Origin of the sequence: Acidovorax sp. NB1 (assembly GCF_005405905.1) — a bacterium.
Taxonomy (GTDB): Bacteria; Pseudomonadota; Gammaproteobacteria; order Burkholderiales; family Burkholderiaceae_C; genus Acidovorax.
Window position 1 is genome coordinate 226,984 of the sequence record NZ_BJHU01000040.1, and the last position, 20,005, is coordinate 246,988.

Annotated in this window: 14 protein-coding genes, 2 tRNA genes and 1 pseudogene; all 17 read right to left on the bottom strand. The window is 62.7% G+C overall.

Annotated features, from left to right (window positions below; genetic code table 11):
• Positions 1 to 111: 111 nt before the first annotated feature.
• Complete coding sequence (locus AvAM_RS20880; protein ID WP_137748868.1) at positions 112 to 1,365, bottom strand: Hsp70 family protein; 1,254 nt, start codon at positions 1,363 to 1,365, stop codon at positions 112 to 114.
• Positions 1,366 to 1,560: 195 nt separating this feature from the next.
• Positions 1,561 to 1,636: transfer RNA gene (locus AvAM_RS20885), tRNA-Phe, on the bottom strand.
• A gap of 52 nt (positions 1,637 to 1,688) precedes the next feature.
• A complete protein-coding gene (locus AvAM_RS20890) occupies positions 1,689 to 2,372 on the bottom strand; it encodes a response regulator (RefSeq protein ID WP_137748869.1) in 684 nt (227 codons plus the stop codon).
• A 45-nt stretch (positions 2,373 to 2,417) separates the two neighbouring features.
• Positions 2,418 to 4,712 carry an ATP-binding protein gene (locus AvAM_RS20895; RefSeq protein WP_137748870.1) on the bottom strand — a complete coding sequence of 765 codons (2,295 nt, stop codon included), beginning with the start codon at positions 4,710 to 4,712 and terminating at the stop codon, positions 2,418 to 2,420.
• Complete coding sequence (locus AvAM_RS20900; RefSeq protein WP_137748871.1) at positions 4,709 to 5,284, bottom strand: DUF4390 domain-containing protein; 576 nt, start codon at positions 5,282 to 5,284, stop codon at positions 4,709 to 4,711. The genes AvAM_RS20895 and AvAM_RS20900 overlap by 4 nt, the downstream gene beginning before the upstream one ends.
• 58 nt (positions 5,285 to 5,342) lie before the next feature.
• A complete protein-coding gene (gene rsmB / locus AvAM_RS20905) occupies positions 5,343 to 6,794 on the bottom strand; it encodes a 16S rRNA (cytosine(967)-C(5))-methyltransferase RsmB (protein WP_137748872.1) in 1,452 nt (483 codons plus the stop codon).
• Between the two features lie 31 nt (positions 6,795 to 6,825).
• Positions 6,826 to 7,440: a LemA family protein gene (locus AvAM_RS20910; protein WP_249368263.1), complete on the bottom strand. Its 615-nt coding sequence runs from the start codon at positions 7,438 to 7,440 to the stop codon at positions 6,826 to 6,828.
• 118 nt (positions 7,441 to 7,558) lie between these two features.
• Positions 7,559 to 11,794, bottom strand: a complete 4,236-nt coding sequence (gene rpoC / locus AvAM_RS20915; RefSeq protein WP_137748873.1) for a DNA-directed RNA polymerase subunit beta' — start codon at positions 11,792 to 11,794, stop codon at positions 7,559 to 7,561.
• 21 nt (positions 11,795 to 11,815) lie between these two features.
• Positions 11,816 to 15,928 (bottom strand): DNA-directed RNA polymerase subunit beta, encoded by a 4,113-nt coding sequence (gene rpoB / locus AvAM_RS20920; protein WP_137748874.1) that lies wholly within the window; start codon positions 15,926 to 15,928, stop codon positions 11,816 to 11,818.
• 266 nt (positions 15,929 to 16,194) lie between these two features.
• On the bottom strand, positions 16,195 to 16,572 hold the full coding sequence (rplL, locus tag AvAM_RS20925) for a 50S ribosomal protein L7/L12 (RefSeq protein WP_008907085.1): 378 nt from the start codon (positions 16,570 to 16,572) through the stop codon (positions 16,195 to 16,197).
• A gap of 40 nt (positions 16,573 to 16,612) precedes the next feature.
• Positions 16,613 to 17,137, bottom strand: a complete 525-nt coding sequence (gene rplJ, locus AvAM_RS20930) for a 50S ribosomal protein L10 (protein ID WP_063459214.1) — start codon at positions 17,135 to 17,137, stop codon at positions 16,613 to 16,615.
• A 238-nt stretch (positions 17,138 to 17,375) separates the two neighbouring features.
• Complete coding sequence (gene rplA / locus AvAM_RS20935; protein ID WP_137748875.1) at positions 17,376 to 18,071, bottom strand: 50S ribosomal protein L1; 696 nt, start codon at positions 18,069 to 18,071, stop codon at positions 17,376 to 17,378.
• A 1-nt stretch (position 18,072) separates the two neighbouring features.
• A complete protein-coding gene (gene rplK, locus AvAM_RS20940; protein ID WP_056641824.1) occupies positions 18,073 to 18,504 on the bottom strand; it encodes a 50S ribosomal protein L11 in 432 nt (143 codons plus the stop codon).
• A 166-nt stretch (positions 18,505 to 18,670) separates the two neighbouring features.
• Positions 18,671 to 19,267 (bottom strand): transcription termination/antitermination protein NusG, encoded by a 597-nt coding sequence (gene nusG, locus AvAM_RS20945; protein WP_137748876.1) that lies wholly within the window; start codon positions 19,265 to 19,267, stop codon positions 18,671 to 18,673.
• Positions 19,264 to 19,650 carry a preprotein translocase subunit SecE gene (gene secE, locus AvAM_RS20950; protein ID WP_137748877.1) on the bottom strand — a complete coding sequence of 129 codons (387 nt, stop codon included), beginning with the start codon at positions 19,648 to 19,650 and terminating at the stop codon, positions 19,264 to 19,266. Before secE ends, nusG begins: the two co-directional genes overlap by 4 nt.
• A 91-nt stretch (positions 19,651 to 19,741) precedes the next feature.
• Positions 19,742 to 19,817, bottom strand: a tRNA-Trp gene (locus AvAM_RS20955).
• Between the two features lie 13 nt (positions 19,818 to 19,830).
• Positions 19,831 to 20,005, bottom strand: a pseudogene (locus AvAM_RS20960) (elongation factor Tu); the annotation flags it as partial.

A 20,005-nucleotide genomic window follows, 5' to 3' on the forward strand; every position in this document is an offset into this window, starting at 1 on the left:
AACCTTAGTCAAAATGGCCGCTTCCGCGCGACCATCATGCCTTAATAGCTATATATTTAATAGCAATCGACCTGCAAGCGACCTGGCCACTGAAGCCCGCTCGCAAGAGCGTCAACCCGACACCGCCAGGCCCGCCGCCACGCCACCAAACAAATCGCCCTCGACCTGCGGCGTGTCCGGGAAGGCCGCCCGCAGCGCCTGCCGCAGCGGCCGCAGTGCCGACGAGCCCCCGGTGAGGTAGATCGCCTCCAGCCCCTGCCCCGCCAGCCCTGCACTGCGCACACAGTCCTGCGCGCAGGCCACCACCTGCGCCAGCGGCTGTTCCAGGAACTGCGCCAGCCCCTGCGACGTGACCGCCGCTGCCAGGTCCGCCTCGATCCAGTCCAGCGGCATGGGCGCGTCGGCGTCCGACTGCGAGGCCGCGATCTTGGCCTGCTCCACCGTGTTGGCCAGGCGGTGCCCCAGGCGCTCGTTCAGCACCCGCATCAGCCGCCCATGCAGGCGCGCGTCGGCATAGTCGGTGCGCAGGTTCTGCGCGTCGCGCAAGGCCCGGGGGGCATACAGCCACTGGATCAGGTGCCAGGTGGACAGGTCAAAAAACACCCGGCTCGGCACCTCGCGCCCCGTGGGCCCGGTGTGGCGAAAGCCCAGCAAGGGCATGAGCAGGTCCAGGCTCAGGCGGCGGTCAAAGTCCGTACCGCCGATGTGCACGCCCGTGGTGGCCAGCACGTCCGCGCTGCGGTCTGCGCGGGCCATGCGCTCGGGCCCCAGGCGCACCACGGTGAAGTCCGACGTGCCCCCGCCAATGTCCACCACCAGCACCAGCGACTCGTGGGCGATGCGCTGCTCGTAGTCCAGCGCCGCCGCGATGGGCTCGAACTGGAACGACACGTTCTCGAAACCCGCGCCCAGCGCGGCCTGGCGCAACGCGTCTTCGGCCTGCTGGTCGCGCGCGGCGTCACCATCCACAAAATGCACGGGCCGCCCCATCACCACGCGCGCAGGCAAGCCGCCCAGCTCGTCGCGGGCCTTGGCCGCCAGCATGCGCAAAAAGAGGCTGATGATGTCCTGGTAGCTCACCAGCTGGTTGTGCACGGCCGTCTTGTCCTGCAGCAGCGCGCTGCCCAGCAGGCTCTTGAGTGAACGCATCAGGCGCCCCTCGGTGCCCGCCAGGTACTGCCCCACGGCATCGCGCCCGAAATGCGTGCGGTGGTCCTCGCCATTGAAGAAGAGCGCCGTCGGCAAAGTGTGCGCAGCCCCTTCCAGCGCAATCATCCGCGCATGCCCCGCGCCCTGGCGCACAGCCATGGCCGAGTTGGAAGTACCAAAGTCGATACCGAGGGTGGTGTCGTGCAGAAGGGGCATGGGAAACGTGGGGGAGAGACAGGAAAGAGAACAGGGTGCTGCGGAACATGTAGCCCATGCCGCATCCGCTACGCAGGCGATACCAGCCTCGAAACAGAAGAGGCCAGAGACATGGAGCCATCGCCAGCACCGCTGGATGCGGCAATGCGCAGAATGGAAAAAGCCCTTGATTCTTTCAAATCAAGGGCTTTTATATGGTGGCCTGGGGCGGAATCGAACCACCGACACAAGGATTTTCAATCCTCTGCTCTACCGACTGAGCTACCGGGCCTGAGCCTCAAATTATAGCCAGAAAAATGGCGGCTTCCGGTAATTTGAAGAAATTAATTGCGTTTGCCCCGGCCCAGGTCCACGCCCAGCTGGCGCAGCTTGCGGTAGAGGTGGGTGCGCTCCAGGCCGGTCTTCTCGGCCACGCGGGTCATGGAGCCGCCTTCGCGGGCCAGGTGGAACTCGAAGTAGGCCTTCTCGAAACCATCGCGCGCTTCGCGCAGCGGGCGGTCCAGGTCGAAGCCCTGGTGGGCATGGGGGCCAGCGTCCACACCGGCCATGGCGGTTGCAACGACGGGCAGCTGTGCAAAGGTGGGGTCGGCTGGCGCGGCTGCGGGCGCCTGCGCGGCAGCCACTGGTGCGGCCTGGTGGGCGGTGTTGCGGGCCAGGCCCTGCTCCACCGCTTTCAGCAGTTTTTGCAGGGTGATGGGTTTTTCGAGGAACGAGAACGCGCCGATGCGGGTGGCCTCTACGGCGGTGTCGATGGTGGCATGGCCACTCATCATGATCACGGGCATGGTGAGCACGCCTGCGGTCGCCCATTCCTTGAGCAGCGAGACACCGTCCGTGTCGGGCATCCAGATGTCCAACAGCACCAGGTCGTAGCTGTTGCCTGCCCGGGCGGTTCTGGCCTGGGTCGCATTTTCTGCGAGGTCTACGCTGTGACCTTCGTCGTTCAGGATTTCCGACAACAGATCACGAATGCCGAGCTCATCGTCGACCACCAGAATGTTTGCCATGTGTGTTGAAACGCCTTGGGGAGGGACTGCAAAGCGGTGTTGTTATCACGCCACCGCCGGTACAGGGGCGAATGATAACGACACTTGGGCCCCGCGCACCACGCTGTCTTCGGTGCGGTTGGACAGGTCGATGCGAGCGCCATGTTCATCAGCGATCTTTTTGACCACCGCCAGACCAAGGCCGGTGCCCCGGGGCTTGGTGGTGACATAGGGCTCGAAGGCGCGCTGCAAGATGTGGGTCGGAAAGCCCCCGCCGCTGTCCGACACCGTGAGCCGCACGCGCCGCGAAGACTCGCTCCAGCGGGTGCTGATGCGCACGGGTGGCAGCGCAGGTTCGGTGGCTTCTGTACGTGCTTGTTCGGTCGCGTCCTGCGCGTTTTGCAGCAGGTTGTGCACCACTTGGCGCAGCTGCTGCGCGTCACCCGCAATCCAGGGGCAGCGCGGGTCCAGCTCGGCTTCTACAGGGACGGTGGCGTTTTCTTCGCCATACAGATGGAGCACGTCGGCCAGCAGGGCATTGAGGTCCAGCGGGTGCAGTTCTGCGGCGGGCAGGCGGGCGTAGTCGCGGAACTCGTTGACCAGCCGTTTCATCGCATCGACCTGGTCCACGATGGTCTTGACGGACTTGGCGAGGATGGCCTGCTCGGGGCCAGGCAGCTTGCCCGTCAGCTTCATTTCGAGCCGCTCGGCCGACAGCTGAATGGGGGTGAGCGGATTCTTGATTTCGTGCGCCAGGCGCCGTGCAACCTCGCCCCAGGCCTGCGCACGCTGCGCAGAAACGATTTCCGAAATGTCGTCAAAAACCAACAGTCGGGCCGAATCGGGCAGCTCCGCGCCCCGGGCCACGAGGCTGGTGGCGTGTTGCCCGGCCCCACCCGCCGAGGCGTGCAGCTCGAATGGCTGCTGCCAATGGTCCAGGCCATGGCGCTCGTGGTCGCCCAGAAAAGCGTCGAAATGCCGCTGAACCGAGGCCGCGAATTCAGCGAGGCCCGGCACCTCCGACAGCGGGCGCCCCTCGAAGGCCGCCATGGGCGCACGCAGGATGCGGGTGGCCCCCGGGTTGGAGGAGTGGATCAGCCCCTGGGCATCGAGCACGATGACCCCGGCCGTGAGGTTGTCCAGAATGGTCTGCAGGTTGGCGCGGGCGGCATCCACCTCGCCCATGCTCAGCTCCACCGCCTGGCGCGCATCTGCCAGCTGCTGGGTCATGAGCGCAAACGAGCGCGTGAGCCCCCCCAGCTCGTCCTTGCTCTGCAGGGCGGCCTTGGGGCTGAGGTTGCCAGCGGCCACCTCGCGCACCCCTTCGGCCAGCACCAGCAGGGGCCGCACCAGCTGGTTGCCCAGCAGCACGGCCAGCAACACAGCGCCAAACACCGCCAGGAACAGGCTCAGCGTAAGCGTGCCCACATACATGCGTCGCAAGCCGCCGCGCGCCAGAGCGCGCTCCTGGTACTCGCGGTTGGCCTCCTGCACCGCAATCGCGTTGGCCACCAGCGCGGGCGGCAGGGGCAGCGTGGCCTGCAGGTAGCGCGGCTCCACCAGCAGCCCCACGCTGGGGCTGGCCACCAGTGCCAGCACTTTCACACGCGCGTTCTGTGCGGCTGCCGGGTCGGCAATGTCGTCCAGCCCTTCGATCTGGGCGGTGGCCCGCTGCTGGCGCACGGTGCGCAGCAGCGGTGCCCCCGGTCGCTCGGGGTTGAGGCTGAAACGCGACTGCCCGGCACTGGCCACGGCCTGGCCTGCGGCGTTCCAGAGCACTACATCGGTGGCGCCGAGCTGGTCGCGGATGCGCTCCAGTACGAGCCCCGCAGTGGCATCGGGCACCTGGGCCAGCTGGGTGCTGGCGTTGCGGGTCTTGGCCGCCATGTCGGCGGCGAGCGAATCCAGCGACACCCGGGCCAGGCTGACCCCGGCCGAGAGCGCTCCTTCCACCTTCACGTCAAACCAGCTTTCGATCGACCGCGTGACGAACTGATAGGAGACCACATAGATCAGCAGGCCCGGCATCAGCCCCACCACTGCAAAGATCGCCGCCAGCTTCACCAGCAGCCGGCTGCCAAAGCGCCCCTTGCGCAGGCGCGTGCCCAGCCGCACGGCCACCCAGACCAGCACGCCCAGCAGCAGCAGCGCCACAAACACGTTCACGCCAAACAGCCAGGCGTAGTTGCGCTCGTACAGGGCCCGGTTGTTGGTGGCCAGGGTCAGCAGGAACATCAGCACCATGCCGATGGCCGACATGATGGCGGCCCCCACCCCCACGGCCCAACGCACGGCACGCGACTGGCGTGCGCTGGCGTGGGTGGAAGGCGGAGCGCCCACGGGAGCGTTGTTGGTGTTCACTTGGCCTGCTCTGCAGCCAGGCGCTGGCTGCGGGACACCAGCAGGTTCCAGCCTGAGCGCCCCACGGCGCCGATCTGGAAGGGACGGGGCAGCTGCGACATGTCGAGACGGAACCGGAAGTTGACCGTGTGCACGGCATCCGCCTCGATCACATCGCGTTCTGCAATCTTCCAGCGGGAAAATCGCTGAATGGAAGCCATTGCGTCGTCGTAGCTGTCGAAGTTCTGGCCCAGGACCACGCCCAGGCCACTGTTGGTGAAAGGCACGGCGGAGATATTGAGGCGCCAACGGCGGGTCAACGGCTGGTAGCTCAAGCGAAAGTAGCGCGTGGTTTCGGCCACCAGGCGGTCGGACCAGTACCAGCGGTCGCGCAGCACCTGGGCATCGGCCACAAAGAACATCGGGATGCCTTTGTAGAGCGCATCCTCGGCCAGCTCAGGCAGGTCGAACTGCAGGTTGGCGCCCAGGTAGAGCCCGTCCTCGGCCCGCTCCAGGCGCAGTTCGCCCACTTCTGCATTGGCGGCATGGGCCACCTGGGCGGCGACAGCATGAGAAGTCGCAAGCCCGCCCATGAGACACAACAACCAAAAAATCCCGCAAATCAGCAGCCAATGGACCCCAGCGGGCCCATTACGGCGATTTTTGCAACAGTGCGTAAAAAAATCCGTCGTGGTCACCGTTCAGATTGTCCGGGACAGCCCCGCCCTTGTCCGCGTTGCCGGGAATTAAATGGCCTGGCGACGGCAGCAATTGCGCATCGGTGTTGTGCGCAAGAAACGTTTGCACCTGGGCGTCCCCTTCGGCACGGAACACCGAACAGGTGCAGTACAGCAGGCGCCCCCCGGGGCGCAGCAGGGGCCACAGTGCCTTCAGCAACTGCGCCTGCAGAGTGGCGAGCTGGGCAATATCGCTCTCCCGGCGCAGCCAGCGCACGTCGGGGTGGCGGCGCACAATGCCCGATGCGGTGCAGGGCGCATCCAGCAGGATGGCGTCGAACAGCGCCCCGCCACAGCGCGCCTGCCACCAGTCCTGCGGGCGGGCGGCATCGGCCACCAGGACCTGCGCATTGAGCCCCAGGCGCTGCAGGGTGTCGCCAATGCGGGCGCTGCGGGTGGCGTCGATCTCCAGCGCCGTCACCTGCAAGGGGGCACCAGCCGGGGCCATTTCCAGCAGGTGGGCGGTTTTGCCACCCGGCGCGGCGCAGGCATCCAGCACCCGCAGGGGCTCCGCCAAGTTCAGCCCTTGCAGCAGCAGCGGCGCCGCCATCTGGGCGGCAGCGTCCTGCACCGACGCCCAGCCTTCAGCAAAGCCGGGCAACGCGGGCACGGGCACAGGGTGCTGCAGGGCCAGGCCCGTTTCGCCGGCGGGAATTGCTATTAAATTAATAGCTTCAAGTGCTTGCTGATAGCGCGGTAGCGTGCATTTTTGCTGATTAATTCTCAGCGTCATGGGCGCATGGGCGTTGTTGGCCCGCAGGATCTGCTCCCAATGCTGGGGATGGTCTTTGCGCAGCCGCTGAATCCACCAGGCGGGGTGGTTCCAGCGCGCGACTGGGTCGCTGTCGGTCGCAGCCACCAGCGCGTCCCGCTCACGCAGAAAGCGGCGCAGGCAGCCATTGATGAACGAGGCCTGGGCCCGGGTGGCCGGGTGGTGCTTGGCCGCTTCTACCGCCTGGTTGACCAGGGTGAAGGCTTCGTAGGACGCCTCGTTCGGGTTCCAGCCCAGCGCCAGGGCCGTGCACAGCAAGGCATCGGCGGCGGGCGGCGGGGTGCGGGCGGCCAGTTGGCGGCGCAGGGCCTCGGCCCGGCCCAGCTGCCGCAGCACCTGGAACAGCAGGGCCTGCACCCCGGGGCGCAGGCCCGCATCCACGGCGGCCAGAGCCGCTGTGCCCGATTGGCCAGCGCGAATGGACTGCAACGCCCCTGCAACAGCAGCCAACTGCTGCCACAGCGCGACGGACCCAGTAGCGGCACCCGCCGGTGCACCCGGCTGCGAGCCCGCCCCACCGGTGCGGGGACGCGGAGGACGGGAGGGGTTGCTGCCGCCGGGACGGCCCGTGCGGTGGGAGGGAGGAGGATTCATCGTGGTCCTGAAAACGGCTTCGTCGGCCGCGCTACAGCGCGCGCGCCGCCTTGAAGCCAAACACCCAGGCCAGGAGGCTGGCCGGGAATTGCGCGATGGCAGCGTTGTAGTGCTGCACCGCGTCATTGAACACCTGGATGGCCTGTGTGTTCTGGAACTGGTGTTCGTCCCAGCGGATCTGCCAGATCGACAGGGCCGTGACTGCGGGCTCCGGCGGCGCGTCCGGAGCCAGGCCACCGCCCTCGGGTGCCTGGGGGGCGGGCTGCGCCAGGGCCGCCTGCCAGCTTGCCTGCAGCACATCGCGTGCGGCGGCCAGGGCCGCTACGGCGTCTGGCTGCAGCGGGCGGGCGCGCGCCACCGCCAGCGAAGCACTCAGCTGGATGGTGGCGCCTTGCAGCGCCGCCAGTTCCTGCTCCCTGGCGCCTGCCAGCAGGCGCCCTGGCTGCACGGCGATGGCCGCATCCCACTCACCCAGCAGCGCCACCAGGCGCACCATGTGGGCGTCGAAGCTGCCAAACGACTGCACCACCGCCGAGCGCAGCCGCATCAGGCGGTTGTAGGCCCCGAGGGCCCAGAACAGGAGGACGGCAAAAACGATCCAGAAAAGGGGCGATGACCACAACATGCACAGTTGCTGGCGGCACATGTCTTGTGCGCTCCAGCCCGGGAAAAAGGGAAAAAAGAAAAAGCCAGGGCGTTCCATGAAAAACGCCCCCGGCCTGCCAGGGGACAGGGCGGGAGCGTTTCAGTGACAGCCGAAAGGCTTAGTCGGCTGCTGCGTCGGTTGCGGTGACGCTGCTGCCGTCGGCCTCGGAGGCGTCGGACTGGGCTGCCATTTCAGCCGCTTCGGCTTCGGCAATGGCGCGGCGCTCGGCGTCGTCCATGGCGTCCTTGGCCTTGCGTGCCTGGTGGTAAGCCAAGCCGGTACCGGCGGGGATCAAACGGCCCACGATCACGTTTTCCTTCAGGCCACGCAACTCGTCGCGCTTGCCCATGATGGCAGCCTCGGTGAGCACGCGGGTCGTTTCCTGGAAGGAAGCGGCCGAGATGAACGAGTCGGTGGACAGCGATGCCTTCGTGATACCCAGCAGCAGGTTGCTGTAGGTCGCAGGAATCTTGCCTTCGGACTGCAGTGCCTCGTTGGTGTTGAGGATCTCGGAGCGCTCGACCTGTTCGCCGGCGATGTAGTTCGACTCGCCGACGTTCTCGACCACGACACGGCGCAGCATCTGGCGAACGATCACCTCGATGTGCTTGTCGTTGATCTTCACGCCTTGCAAGCGGTACACGTCCTGCACTTCATCGACGATGTAGCGCGACAGCTCTTCGATACCCAGCAAACGCAGGATGTCTTGTGGGTCGGCGGGGCCGTCCACAATCGATTCGCCCTTGTTCACCACCTGGCCTTCGTGCACCAGGATGTTCTTTTCCTTGGGCACGAGCTCTTCGAACACGCGGCCTTCGGGGTCGGTGATCTGCAAGCGGACCTTGCCCTTGGTTTCCTTGCCGAACGACACGGTACCGGTCATTTCGGCCAGCGTGCCCTTGTCCTTCGGCGTACGGGCTTCGAACAGCTCGGCCACGCGGGGCAGACCGCCGGTAATGTCGCGGGTCTTCTGGCCTTCGACCGGAATACGCGCCAGCACTTCGCCAGGGCCCACGTCCTGGCCGTCACGCACCTGGATCAGCGCGCCGACCTGGAAGCCGATGGTCACCGAGTGGTCGGTGCCAGGGATCTTCACTTCGTTGCCTTGCGCATCGATCAGCTTCACCTGAGGACGAACGACCTTGGCAGCGCCGCGGCGCTTGGGGTCGATCACCACCAGCGTGGACAGGCCCGTCACTTCATCGACCTGCTTGGCCACCGTCAGGCCTTCTTCGACGTTCTCGAACTTGGTCTGACCGGCGAACTCGGTGATGATGGGGCGCGTCAGCGGATCCCAGTTGGCGAGGATGGTGCCAGCCTTGATGGTCTGGTCAGCCTTCACCGTCAGCGTCGCGCCGTAAGGCACCTTGTGGCGTTCGCGCTCGCGGCCGTGCTCGTCCTGGATGATGATTTCACCCGAACGTGCAATCACCACCAACTCGCCCTTGGTGTTGCTCACGTAGCGCATCGTGGCGTTGAAGCCGATCACGCCGTTGGACTTGGCTTCCACGCTCGATGCGATGGCAGCACGCGAAGCGGCACCACCGATGTGGAACGTACGCATGGTCAGCTGCGTGCCGGGTTCGCCAATGGACTGGGCAGCGATCACACCCACGGCTTCGCCGAGGTTGATCAAGCCGCCACGGCCCAAGTCGCGGCCATAGCACTTGGCGCACAGGCCGTAGCGGGTTTCGCAGGTCAGTGCGGTGCGCACCTTCACTTCGTCCACGCCAGCGGCTTCCAGCTCTTCGATGATGTCTTCTTCCAGCATCACGCCAGCAGGCACCAGCACGGCACGGGTTTCGGGGTGCAGCACGTCTTCGGCAGCGGTGCGGCCCAGGATACGGTCGCGCAGCGATTCGATCACTTCACCGCCTTCAACAATGGCGCGCATCAGCGAACCATTGGAAGTGCCGCAATCCTCTTCGGTCACGACCAGATCCTGCGTCACGTCCACCAGACGGCGCGTCAGGTAGCCGGAGTTGGCGGTCTTCAGCGCCGTGTCGGCCAGACCCTTACGGGCACCGTGGGTGGAGATGAAGTACTCCAACACGTTCAGGCCTTCGCGGAAGTTCGCGGTAATAGGCGTTTCGATGATCGAGCCGTCTGGCTTGGCCATCAGGCCCCGCATACCGGCCACCTGGCGGATCTGGGCGGCAGAGCCGCGGGCACCGGAGTCGGCCATCATGTAGATGGAGTTGAAAGACTCCTGGTCCACTTCCTTGCCGTGGCGGTCAATGACCTTCTGCTTGGACAGCTGGGCCATCATCACCTTGGACACTTCGTCGCCGGCCTTGCCCCAGATGTCCACCACCTTGTTGTAGCGCTCGCCAGAGGTCACCAGACCGGAGACGTACTGCTGTTCGATCTCTTTGACTTCCTTCTCGGAGCGCTCGATGATGCCGGCCTTTTGGGGCGGCACCAGCATGTCGTCGATGGCAATCGAGATACCAGCGCGCGTGGCCAGACGGAAGCCGTTCTGCAGCAGCTTGTCGGCGAACACCACCGTCTCCTTCAGACCGCACTTGCGGAAGGACACGTTGATCAGGCGCGAGATTTCCTTCTTCTTGAGCGCCTTGTTCATGTTGGAGAACGGCAGGCCCTTGGGCAGGATCTCGGACAGCAGCGCGCGGCCCACGGTGGTTTCCACCAGCGAGGTCGAAGGCTCGAACTCACCGGTTTCCTTGTTCTTGCTCCACTCGGTCATGCGCACCGTGATCTTGGCAGCCAGTTCGACCTGGCCTGCGTCCAGAGCACGCTGCACTTCACCGGTGTCAGCGAACACCAGGCCTTCGCCCTTGCCGTTGATGCGATCGCGGGTGGCGTAGTACAGACCCAGCACCACGTCCTGCGAAGGCACGATGGAGGGTTCGCCCGACGCGGGGAACAGCACGTTGTTGGAGGCCAGCATCAGCGTGCGAGCTTCCATCTGTGCTTCCACCGACAGCGGGACGTGGACAGCCATCTGGTCACCGTCGAAGTCGGCGTTGAAGGCCGCGCAAACGAGGGGGTGCAGCTGGATGGCCTTACCTTCGATCAGGATGGGCTCAAAGGCCTGGATACCCAAACGGTGCAGCGTAGGCGCACGGTTCAGCATCACGGGGTGCTCTTTGATGACCTCTTCCAAGATGTCCCACACCACGGGGGTGCCGGATTCGACTTCCTTCTTGGCGGCCTTGATCGTCGTCGCGATGCCCATGGCTTCGAGGCGCGAGAAGATGAAAGGCTTGAACAGCTCCAGCGCCATCAGCTTGGGCAGACCGCACTGGTGCAGCTTGAGCGTTGGGCCCACGGTAATCACGGAACGACCGGAGTAGTCCACGCGCTTGCCCAGCAAGTTCTGACGGAAGCGACCCGACTTGCCCTTGATCATGTCGGCCAGCGACTTCAGGGCACGCTTGTTGGCGCCCGTCATGGCCTTGCCACGGCGGCCGTTGTCCAGCAGCGAGTCCACAGCCTCTTGCAGCATCCGCTTTTCGTTGCGGGCAATGATTTCAGGGGCCTTCAGCTCCAGCAGGCGGCGCAGACGCGAGTTGCGGTTGATGACGCGGCGGTACAGGTCGTTCAGGTCGGAGGTCGCGAAGCGGCCGCCGTCCAGCGGCACCAGCGGACGCAGGTCCGGGGGCAGCACGGGCAGCACTTCGAGCACCATCCACTCGGGCTTGATACCGGACTTCTTGAACGCTTCCAGCACCTTCAGGCGCTTGGCGTTCTTCTTGACCTTGACTTCAGAGCCTGTCAAGTCGCCGCGCAGACGCTCGATCGACAGGTCGATGTCGATGGATTCGAGCAGGTCCTTGATGCCTTCGGCGCCCATCTTGGCGATGAATTCGTCGCCGTATTCCTTGCGCTTGGCGTCGTAGTCGTCCTCGGACATGATGCTGAACTTCTTCAGCGGGGTCATGCCGGGGTCGGTCACCACGTAGGCTTCAAAGTACAGCACGCGTTCGATGTCGCGCAGCGTCATGTCGAGCACCAGGCCCAGACGCGAAGGCAGGGACTTCAAGAACCAGATGTGGGCGCAGGGGGCGGCCAGGTCGATGTGGCCCATGCGCTCGCGGCGCACCTTGGTCTGCGTGACTTCAACGCCGCACTTCTCGCAGATCACGCCGCGGTGCTTAAGGCGCTTGTACTTGCCGCACAGGCATTCGTAGTCCTTGATGGGACCAAAAATCTTGGCGCAGAACAGGCCGTCGCGTTCGGGCTTGAACGTGCGGTAGTTGATGGTTTCAGGCTTCTTCACTTCGCCGAAAGACCACGAACGGATCTTTTCGGGCGAAGCCATGCCGATGCGGATGGCATCGAAGTGCTCATCCGGCGTGAATTGCTTGAACAGGTCGAGTAGCGATTTCATAGTGACTCTTTCCTTTTCTGCTTAGGAGCGTTCCAGCTCGATGTCCAGGCCCAGCGAACGGATTTCCTTGACCAGCACGTTGAACGATTCCGGCATGCCGGCTTCGATGGCGTGTTCGCCCTTGACGATGGATTCGTACACCTTGGTACGGCCCACCACGTCGTCGGACTTCACTGTCAGCATTTCCTGCAGCACGTAGGCGGCGCCGTAAGCCTCCAGCGCCCACACTTCCATTTCCCCGAAACGCTGGCCACCGAACTGCGCCTTGCCGCCCAGAGGCTGCTGCGTGACGAGCGAGTACGGACCCGTGGAACGGGCATGCATCTTGTCGTCCACCAAGTGGTGCAGCTTCAGGTAGTGCATGTAGCCGATGGTCGTGGGGCGCTCAAAGCGCTCGCCGGTGCGGCCGTCGAACAGGTATGCCTGGGTGCGCGTAGACGTGAGGCCCTTGCGCTCGGCGATGTCGTCCGGATAGGCGATCTTGAGCATGTCCTTGATTTCTTCTTCCGAAGCACCATCGAACACGGGGGTCGCATAAGGCACGCCGTTCGTGAGGTTGGCTGCCATGGCCATGAGGTCGTCATCGCTGAGTTGCGACAGGTCCTCGGTACGACCACGGGAGTTGTAGACCTCTTCCATGAACTTGCGCAGCTCGGCCGCCTTGGCCTGCTCGCGCAGCATGTCGCCAATGCGTTGGCCAATGCCCTTGCCAGCCCAACCCAGGTGGACTTCCAGCACCTGGCCGATGTTCATCCGCGAAGGCACGCCCAGCGGGTTCAGAACGATGTCGGCAGGCGTACCGTCAGCCATGTAGGGCATGTCTTCGACCGGAACGATCTTGGACACCACACCCTTGTTGCCGTGGCGGCCGGCCATCTTGTCACCAGGCTGCAGACGGCGCTTGACGGCCAGGTAGACCTTGACCATCTTGAGCACGCCAGCGGGCAACTCGTCGCCTTGCGTGAGCTTCTTGCGCTTTTCTTCGAAAGCCAGGTCGAAGCTGTGGCGGGTTTGCTCCAGCGCGTTCTTGATGGATTCGAGCTGGGTTGCCACTTCGTCTTCCGCAGGGCGGATGTCGAACCAGTGGAATTTCTCGACGGAGGCCAGGTAAGCCTTGTCGAGCTTCGTGCCCTTGGCCAGCTTTTGCGGGCCGCCGTTGGCCACGCGGCCGGTCAGCAGCTTCTCGATACGGTCGAAGGCATCGGCCTCCACGATGCGCAGCTGGTCGTTCAAGTCCAGGCGGAAGCGCTTGAGTTCATCGTCGATGATCTGCTGGGCGCGCTTGTCGCGCTGGATGCCTTCGCGGGTGAACACCTGCACGTCGATCACGGTGCCCGACGAGCCCTGGTCCACGCGCAGCGAGGTGTCCTTCACGTCGGAAGCCTTCTCGCCGAAGATGGCGCGCAAGAGCTTCTCTTCAGGGGTGAGTGTGGTCTCGCCCTTGGGCGTGACCTTGCCAACCAGCGTATCGCCGGGCTGCACTTCGGCACCCACGTAGATGATGCCGGACTCGTCCAGGCGGTTCAGTTGCTGCTCCGACAGGTTCGGAATGTCGCGCGTGATTTCTTCCGCGCCCAGCTTCGTGTCGCGGGCCATCACGACCAGCTCTTCGATGTGGATCGAGGTGTAGCGGTCTTCCGCCACCACGCGTTCGGAGATCAGGATCGAGTCTTCGAAGTTGTAGCCGTTCCAGGGCATGAAGGCGATCAGCATGTTCTGGCCGATGGCGATTTCGCCAAAGTCCGTCGATGCGCCGTCGGCGATCACGTCACCCTTGACCAGCATGTCACCCTTCTGGACGATGGGGCGCTGGTGGATGTTGGTGTTCTGGTTGGAACGCTGGTACTTGATGAGGTTGTAGATGTCCACACCCACTTCACCGGCCACGGCTTCGGCGTCGTTCACGCGCACCACAATGCGGGTGGCGTCCACGTAGTCCACCACGCCGCCGCGGGTAGCGGTCACCACAGTGCCCGAGTCCACGGCAGCCACGCGCTCGATGCCCGTGCCCACCAGGGGCTTTTCAGGACGCAGCACAGGCACGGCCTGGCGCGACATGTTGGCGCCCATCAATGCGCGGTTCGCATCGTCGTGCTCCAGGAACGGAACCAGGGACGCAGCCACCGACACGATCTGCGCGGGCGACACGTCCATGTACTGCACACGGTCAGCGCCACACAGGATGGATTCACCCTTTTCACGGGCAGACACCAGCTCACCCGTCAGGCGGCCATCCTTGTCCAGGGTGGCATTGGCCTGCGCGATCACGTACTTGCCTTCTTCGATGGCCGACAGGTAATCGATCTCATTGGTGACCTTGCCATCCACCACACGGCGGTAGGGGGTTTCAATGAAGCCGTACTCGTTCAGGCGGGCATAGAGAGCCAGCGAGTTGATCAGACCGATGTTCGGACCTTCAGGCGTTTCGATAGGACAGACGCGGCCATAGTGGGTCACGTGCACGTCGCGCACTTCGAAGCCTGCGCGTTCGCGGGTCAGACCGCCCGGGCCCAGTGCGGACACACGGCGCTTGTGCGTGATTTCGGCCAGCGGGTTGGTCTGGTCCATGAACTGCGACAGCTGGGATGCGCCGAAGAATTCCTTCAGGGCTGCCGAGATCGGCTTGCTGTTGATCAGGTCATGGGGCATCAGCGGCTCTTGCTCGGCCTGGCCCAGACGCTCCTTCACGGCCTTTTCGATACGTGCCAGGCCGGTGCGGTACTGGTTTTCGGCCAGTTCGCCCACGCAACGCACGCGACGGTTGCCCAGGTGATCGATGTCATCAACTTCGCCATTGCCGTTGCGCAGGTCCACCAGGATCTTGACCACGGCCAGGATGTCTTCGTTGGACAGCACCATGGGGCCGGTGGATTCGTCGCGGCCGATCTTGGCGTTGAACTTCATGCGGCCCACGCGCGACAGGTCGTACGTATCGGGGTTGTAGAACAGGCGCTGGAACAGAGCCTGCACAGCGTCTTCCGTTGGCGGCTCGCCGGGGCGCATCATGCGGTAGATGGCAACGCGTGCTGCGAACTCGTCCACCGTTTCGTCAATGCGCAGGGTCTGCGACATGTACGCACCCTGATCGAGTTCATTGGTGTAGATGCATTGCACATCCTGCACGCCGGCGCTGCGCAGCTTCTTGAGCAACGCTTCGGTCAGCTCGTCGTTGGCCTTGGCGATGATTTCACCGGTATCGGCGTCCACAATGTTGCGGGCCACCACACGGCCGATCAGGAAGTCTTCGGGCACGCTGATGTGGGTCGTGCCAGACTGTTCCAGTTCGCGGGTGTGGCGCGCGGTGACGCGCTTGTCCTTGGCCACGACAACCTTGCCGGACTTGTCGGTGATGTCGAAACGGGCCACTTCGCCGCGCAGGCGCTCGGAGACGAACTCCATCTGCGCGCCACTGTCCATCAGGCGGAAGTTGTCGTTGACAAAGAAGTTCGCCAGGATCGATTCGGGGTTCAGGCCGATGGCCTTGAGCAGGATCGTGACCGGCATCTTGCGGCGGCGGTCCACGCGGAAGTACAGGATGTCCTTCGGGTCGAATTCGAAGTCCAGCCAAGAGCCGCGGTAAGGAATGATGCGCGCCGAGAACAGCAGCTTGCCCGAGCTGTGCGTCTTGCCCTTGTCGTGTTCGAAGAACACGCCTGGCGAGCGGTGCAGCTGAGACACGATCACGCGCTCGGTACCGTTGATGATGAACGAGCCCTTGTCGGTCATCAAAGGCACTTCGCCCATGTAGACCTCTTGCTCCTTTACTTCCTTGACCACCTTGGATTGGCTGGTCGAGGACTCGCGGTCATAAATGATGAGCTGAACCTTGGCGCGCACGGCCGAGGCGAAAGTCAGACCACGGGTCTGGCACTCGCGCACGTCGAAGGCTGGCTTGGCCAGGTTGTACTCAATGAACTTCATCTCCACAAAACCGTTGTGGGAGACGATAGGGAAGGCAGCGTCGAATGCAGCCTGAAGGCCTTCGATGGTTCTTTTCTGGGGTGCTTTATCAGCCTGCAGGAAAGCGGTGTATGCGTCCTTCTGCATCTGCAGCAGATAAGGAACTTCGAGCACGCTATCGCGGGTGCCGAAACTTTTGCGAATTCGCTTGCGTTCGGTGTAGGAATAGGCCATGAGATCTCCGGGCAAAGACATGAGTCCTGGGTCTTCGACGACTGACCCACAAGAAGCGTTGTCCTTGCGGGCTTGGCGGTTGGCCACTACCAACCATGGCGGACGGTGATGCGTTGCACATCACCCGGACCAAGGCGTCTTCTGCTGTCGGGGTTGACAGAAGACACTCGAAAGCCCCGTGGGACACGGGGCTTGCGGGTGCTCTCTGAAAGCACCAAAGGCTGGAGGCCCTTTGAGGAGCACTCCAGCCCTTGAGTGAGACCGAATTACTTGAGTTCGGCCTTGGCGCCAGCTTCCACCAGCTTCTTGACGGCAGCTTCGGCGTCAGCCTTGGCAATGCCTTCCTTGACGTTCTTGGGAGCGCCGTCCACCAAGTCCTTGGCTTCCTTGAGGCCCAGACCGGTGATTTCGCGCACTGCCTTGATGACGGACACCTTGTTGGCGCCGGCTTCGGTCAGCACAACGTTGAATTCCGTCTTTTCTTCAGCAGCAGCAGCACCAGCGCCACCACCGGCAGCAGCAGGAGCAGCCATGGCTGCAGCGCTCACGCCAAACTTCTCTTCAATAGCCTTCACCAGGTCATTGAGTTCCAGAACCGTCATGCTGTCCAGCGCGGTCAGAAATGCGTCTTTATCGAATGCCATTTTGATTTCCTAACAATTTTGTTGGTTAACTGCCGAGCGTTCAAGCTGCGACAGGTTCGGCGGCCGGTGCGGCAGCGCCTTCGCCTTTTTTCGCCGCCAGTGCGCCCAGCACAACGGCCGTACGCGACATGGGGGACATAAGCAAGCCACAAATCTGTGCCAGCAGAACTTCCTTGGAAGGAATGTTGGCCAGTTGCTTAACGCCGTTGACATCCAGGGCTTTACCACCGAAAGCGCCACCACGAATCACCAGCTTGTCGTTGGTCTTCGAGAAATCGGCCACCACCTTCGCGGCAGCCACAGCGTCTTCGGAGAAGCCATAGATCAGAGGACCGGTCATCTGGTCTGCCACCACGTCAAACTGGCTGCCAGCCACAGCACGGCGGGCCAGGGTGTTCTTCAGAACACTCAGGCTCACACCCTTGCTGCGGGCTTCAACGCGCAGTTTGGTCATGTCGGCGACCGTGATGCCACGGTATTCCGCGATCACAAGCGTTTGAGCTTTAGCGGCGAGGCTGGTCACTTCACTGATGACCGCTTCTTTCTCACTGCGATTAAGACTCAAGGTCTACTCCTTAAATTGCACACTCGGGTTTTCACCCTCATGCGCGCTCTTGTTGCAGCGACCAACTGTTTCGGAACGGATTCCATCTGCAGCGGGATCGCCATCTGCGTTGGCCCCGAAGGGATTAAGTGCAAACAGGTTGCGCACCAACGGTCTTGGATGGCCTGGAAATACCTGTTACAGCATCCCCAGCCCACCACATCAGGCCCTTAACAGGCCCGAAGATTTCTTATCGCAATTACGCTGCGATGGATTGCGTATCCACTCGGACGCCAACGCCCATCGTGGAGGACACAGCGACCTTGCGCAGGTACAGACCCTTGCTGGTTGCAGGCTTGGCCTTGTTCAGGGCTTCGATCAGTGCAGCCAGGTTGCCTTGCAGCTTGTCGTTGTCGAACGAGCGGCGACCGATCGTGCTGTGCACGATACCGGCCTTGTCAACGCGGAACTGCACTTGACCTGCCTTGGCGTTCTTCACGGCCGTAGCGACGTCTGGGGTCACGGTGCCTACCTTGGGGTTAGGCATCAGGCCACGTGGACCCAGGATCTGACCCAGCGTACCCACGACGCGCATGGCGTCAGGAGCAGCGATCACCACGTCGAAAGGCATGTCACCAGCCTTGACCATGGCGGCCAGGTCGTCCATGCCCACGACATCGGCGCCAGCAGCCTTGGCTTCGTCAGCCTTGGCACCCTGGGCGAACACCGCCACGCGGGTCGTCTTGCCGGTGCCATTGGGCAGCACCACGGCGCCGCGAACCACCTGGTCAGACTTCTTGGCATCGATGCCAAGCTGAACGGCCACGTCGATGGATTCGTCAAACTTGGCCGTAGCGGCTTCCTTCACGATCACGACTGCGTCGGCGAATGCGTACAGCTTGGTGCTGTCAACCTTGCCTTGCAGCGCTTTTTGCTTCTTGGTCAGCTTGGCCATCTTACAAACCCTCCACCGTCACGCCCATGGAGCGTGCAGAGCCGGCCAGCGTGCGCACAGCGGCGTCCACATTGGCAGCGTTCATGTCCTTCATCTTGGTCTTGGCGATCTCTTCGAGCTGTTCGCGCGTGATCTTGCCGACCTTGATCTTCAGTGCGTTCGAAGAACCCTTTTCGAGCTTGATAGCCTTCTTGATCAGAGTCGTCGCTGGCGGCGTCTTGATGATGAAGGTGAAGCTCTTGTCTGCAAAAGCCGTGATGACCACGGGCAGTGGCAGGCCTGGCTCAACGCCTTGGGTCTGGGCATTGAATGCCTTGCAGAACTCCATGATGTTGAGGCCACGCTGGCCCAGTGCGGGACCGATGGGTGGGGATGGATTGGCCTTACCAGCTGGAACTTGCAGCTTGATAAAACCGACGATTTTCTTCGCCATGTTTTACTCCTTGCGGGTCATAACGCCTGCGTCGCACCATGCAACAACAGGCTCCCCGGGGTTAACGACTCACTGTCACGATGTCCGCACCGAGTCGAAAAGTGCAGCATCCAATTTTTTTCGAACGCTAGAAGTCGTGAAGAACAAGACCTCGTCTTGCCGACATTTAGGTTTTTTCGACTTGGCCGAACTCCAACTCGACCGGCGTGGATCGACCAAAGATCATCACAGAGACGCGTACACGGCTCTTTTCGTAATTGACCTCTTCGACCGAACCATTGAAGTCCGTGAAAGGACCTTCCTTGACGCGAACCAGCTCGCCCACCATGAATTCGATCTTGTGGCGGGGCTTGTCGGTACCTTCCTGCATCTGGCTGACGATCTTCTGCACCTCGTCTTCCGAGATGGGGGCGGGACGGTTCTTTGCACCACCCACAAACCCGGTCACCTTATTGGTGTGCTTCACCAAGTGCCAGGTGTCGTCGTCCATGATCATCTCAACGAACACATAGCCAGGAAACAAACGACGCTCCGTCGTCTTGCGCTGGCCGTTCTTCATTTCAACAACTTCTTCAGTCGGCACAAGAATGCGACCAAATTTATCTGACATGCCCGAGCGACTGATCCGCTCTTGGATGTTGCGCTCCACCGCCTTCTCCATGCCCGAATAGGCATGAACGATGTACCAGCGCAGATCGGGATTTGCCGAAGCAGAAGCGCCTGCAGGAGCCTCTGCTCCCGTGATTTCCGCAGCGGTCGTCATGATTTTCTCCAACCCAAAATCAAGTCGTACAAAACCCATTCCAGAGTTTTGTCAGTGAACCACAGGAACAGGGCCATGATCACCACAAAGGCAAACACATACGCCGTCATCTGCAGAGTTTCCTTGCGCGTCGGCCAAACGACCTTTTTCACCTCGCGCCATGCGTCTTTCGCAAATGCAACGAACTGGCGACCCGATTCCGACACCAGAAACACGCCAGCAGCCGCGACCAAACCCACAATCAGCGCGGCCCATTGCACCACCGCACCTTGTTTGCCCAGCAAATAAAAGCCCGCCACCGATGCAATGACCAGAGCCACCACCGCTGCGAGCTTGGCCTTGTCTGCGCCTGTATTGACAGTTTCAACCTGTGATGTGGCCATCTTTGAGTGTTTCCTGCTTCCGATTCACGGCATCACTTAAGACACCGAAGCCCGCCAGGGTCTGGCGGGCTTGTTTTGGGCCACTTTCAAGTGGCAGGGGCAGTAGGAATCGAACCTACAACCTTCGGTTTTGGAGACCGACGCTCTGCCAATTGAGCTATACCCCTGTATATCTGCTAATTAAGCAATGATCTTGGCCACGACGCCAGCGCCGACCGTACGGCCACCTTCGCGGATAGCGAAACGCAGACCTTCTTCCATGGCAATGGGGTTGATCAGCTTCACAGTGATCGACACGTTGTCACCAGGCATGACCATTTCCTTGTCGGCTGGCAGCTCGATGGCGCCAGTCACG

Bases quoted from the DNA above. Each gene is read 5' to 3' on its own strand.
- rpoB (WP_137748874.1), bottom strand. From the start codon at position 15,928: ATGGCCTATTCCTACACCGAACGCAAGCGAATTCGCAAAAGTTTCGGC.
- secE (WP_137748877.1), bottom strand. From the start codon at position 19,650: ATGGCCACATCACAGGTTGAAACTGTCAATACAGGCGCAGACAAGGCC.
- AvAM_RS20910 (WP_249368263.1), bottom strand. From the start codon at position 7,440: ATGTGCCGCCAGCAACTGTGCATGTTGTGGTCATCGCCCCTTTTCTGG.
- rsmB (WP_137748872.1), bottom strand. From the start codon at position 6,794: ATGAATCCTCCTCCCTCCCACCGCACGGGCCGTCCCGGCGGCAGCAAC.
- rplK (WP_056641824.1), bottom strand. From the start codon at position 18,504: ATGGCGAAGAAAATCGTCGGTTTTATCAAGCTGCAAGTTCCAGCTGGT.
- AvAM_RS20900 (WP_137748871.1), bottom strand. From the start codon at position 5,284: ATGGGCGGGCTTGCGACTTCTCATGCTGTCGCCGCCCAGGTGGCCCAT.
- rpoC (WP_137748873.1), bottom strand. From the start codon at position 11,794: ATGAAATCGCTACTCGACCTGTTCAAGCAATTCACGCCGGATGAGCAC.
- AvAM_RS20880 (WP_137748868.1), bottom strand. From the start codon at position 1,365: ATGCCCCTTCTGCACGACACCACCCTCGGTATCGACTTTGGTACTTCC.
- nusG (WP_137748876.1), bottom strand. From the start codon at position 19,267: ATGACGACCGCTGCGGAAATCACGGGAGCAGAGGCTCCTGCAGGCGCT.
- rplA (WP_137748875.1), bottom strand. From the start codon at position 18,071: ATGGCCAAGCTGACCAAGAAGCAAAAAGCGCTGCAAGGCAAGGTTGAC.
- rplL (WP_008907085.1), bottom strand. From the start codon at position 16,572: ATGGCATTCGATAAAGACGCATTTCTGACCGCGCTGGACAGCATGACG.
- AvAM_RS20890 (WP_137748869.1), bottom strand. From the start codon at position 2,372: ATGGCAAACATTCTGGTGGTCGACGATGAGCTCGGCATTCGTGATCTG.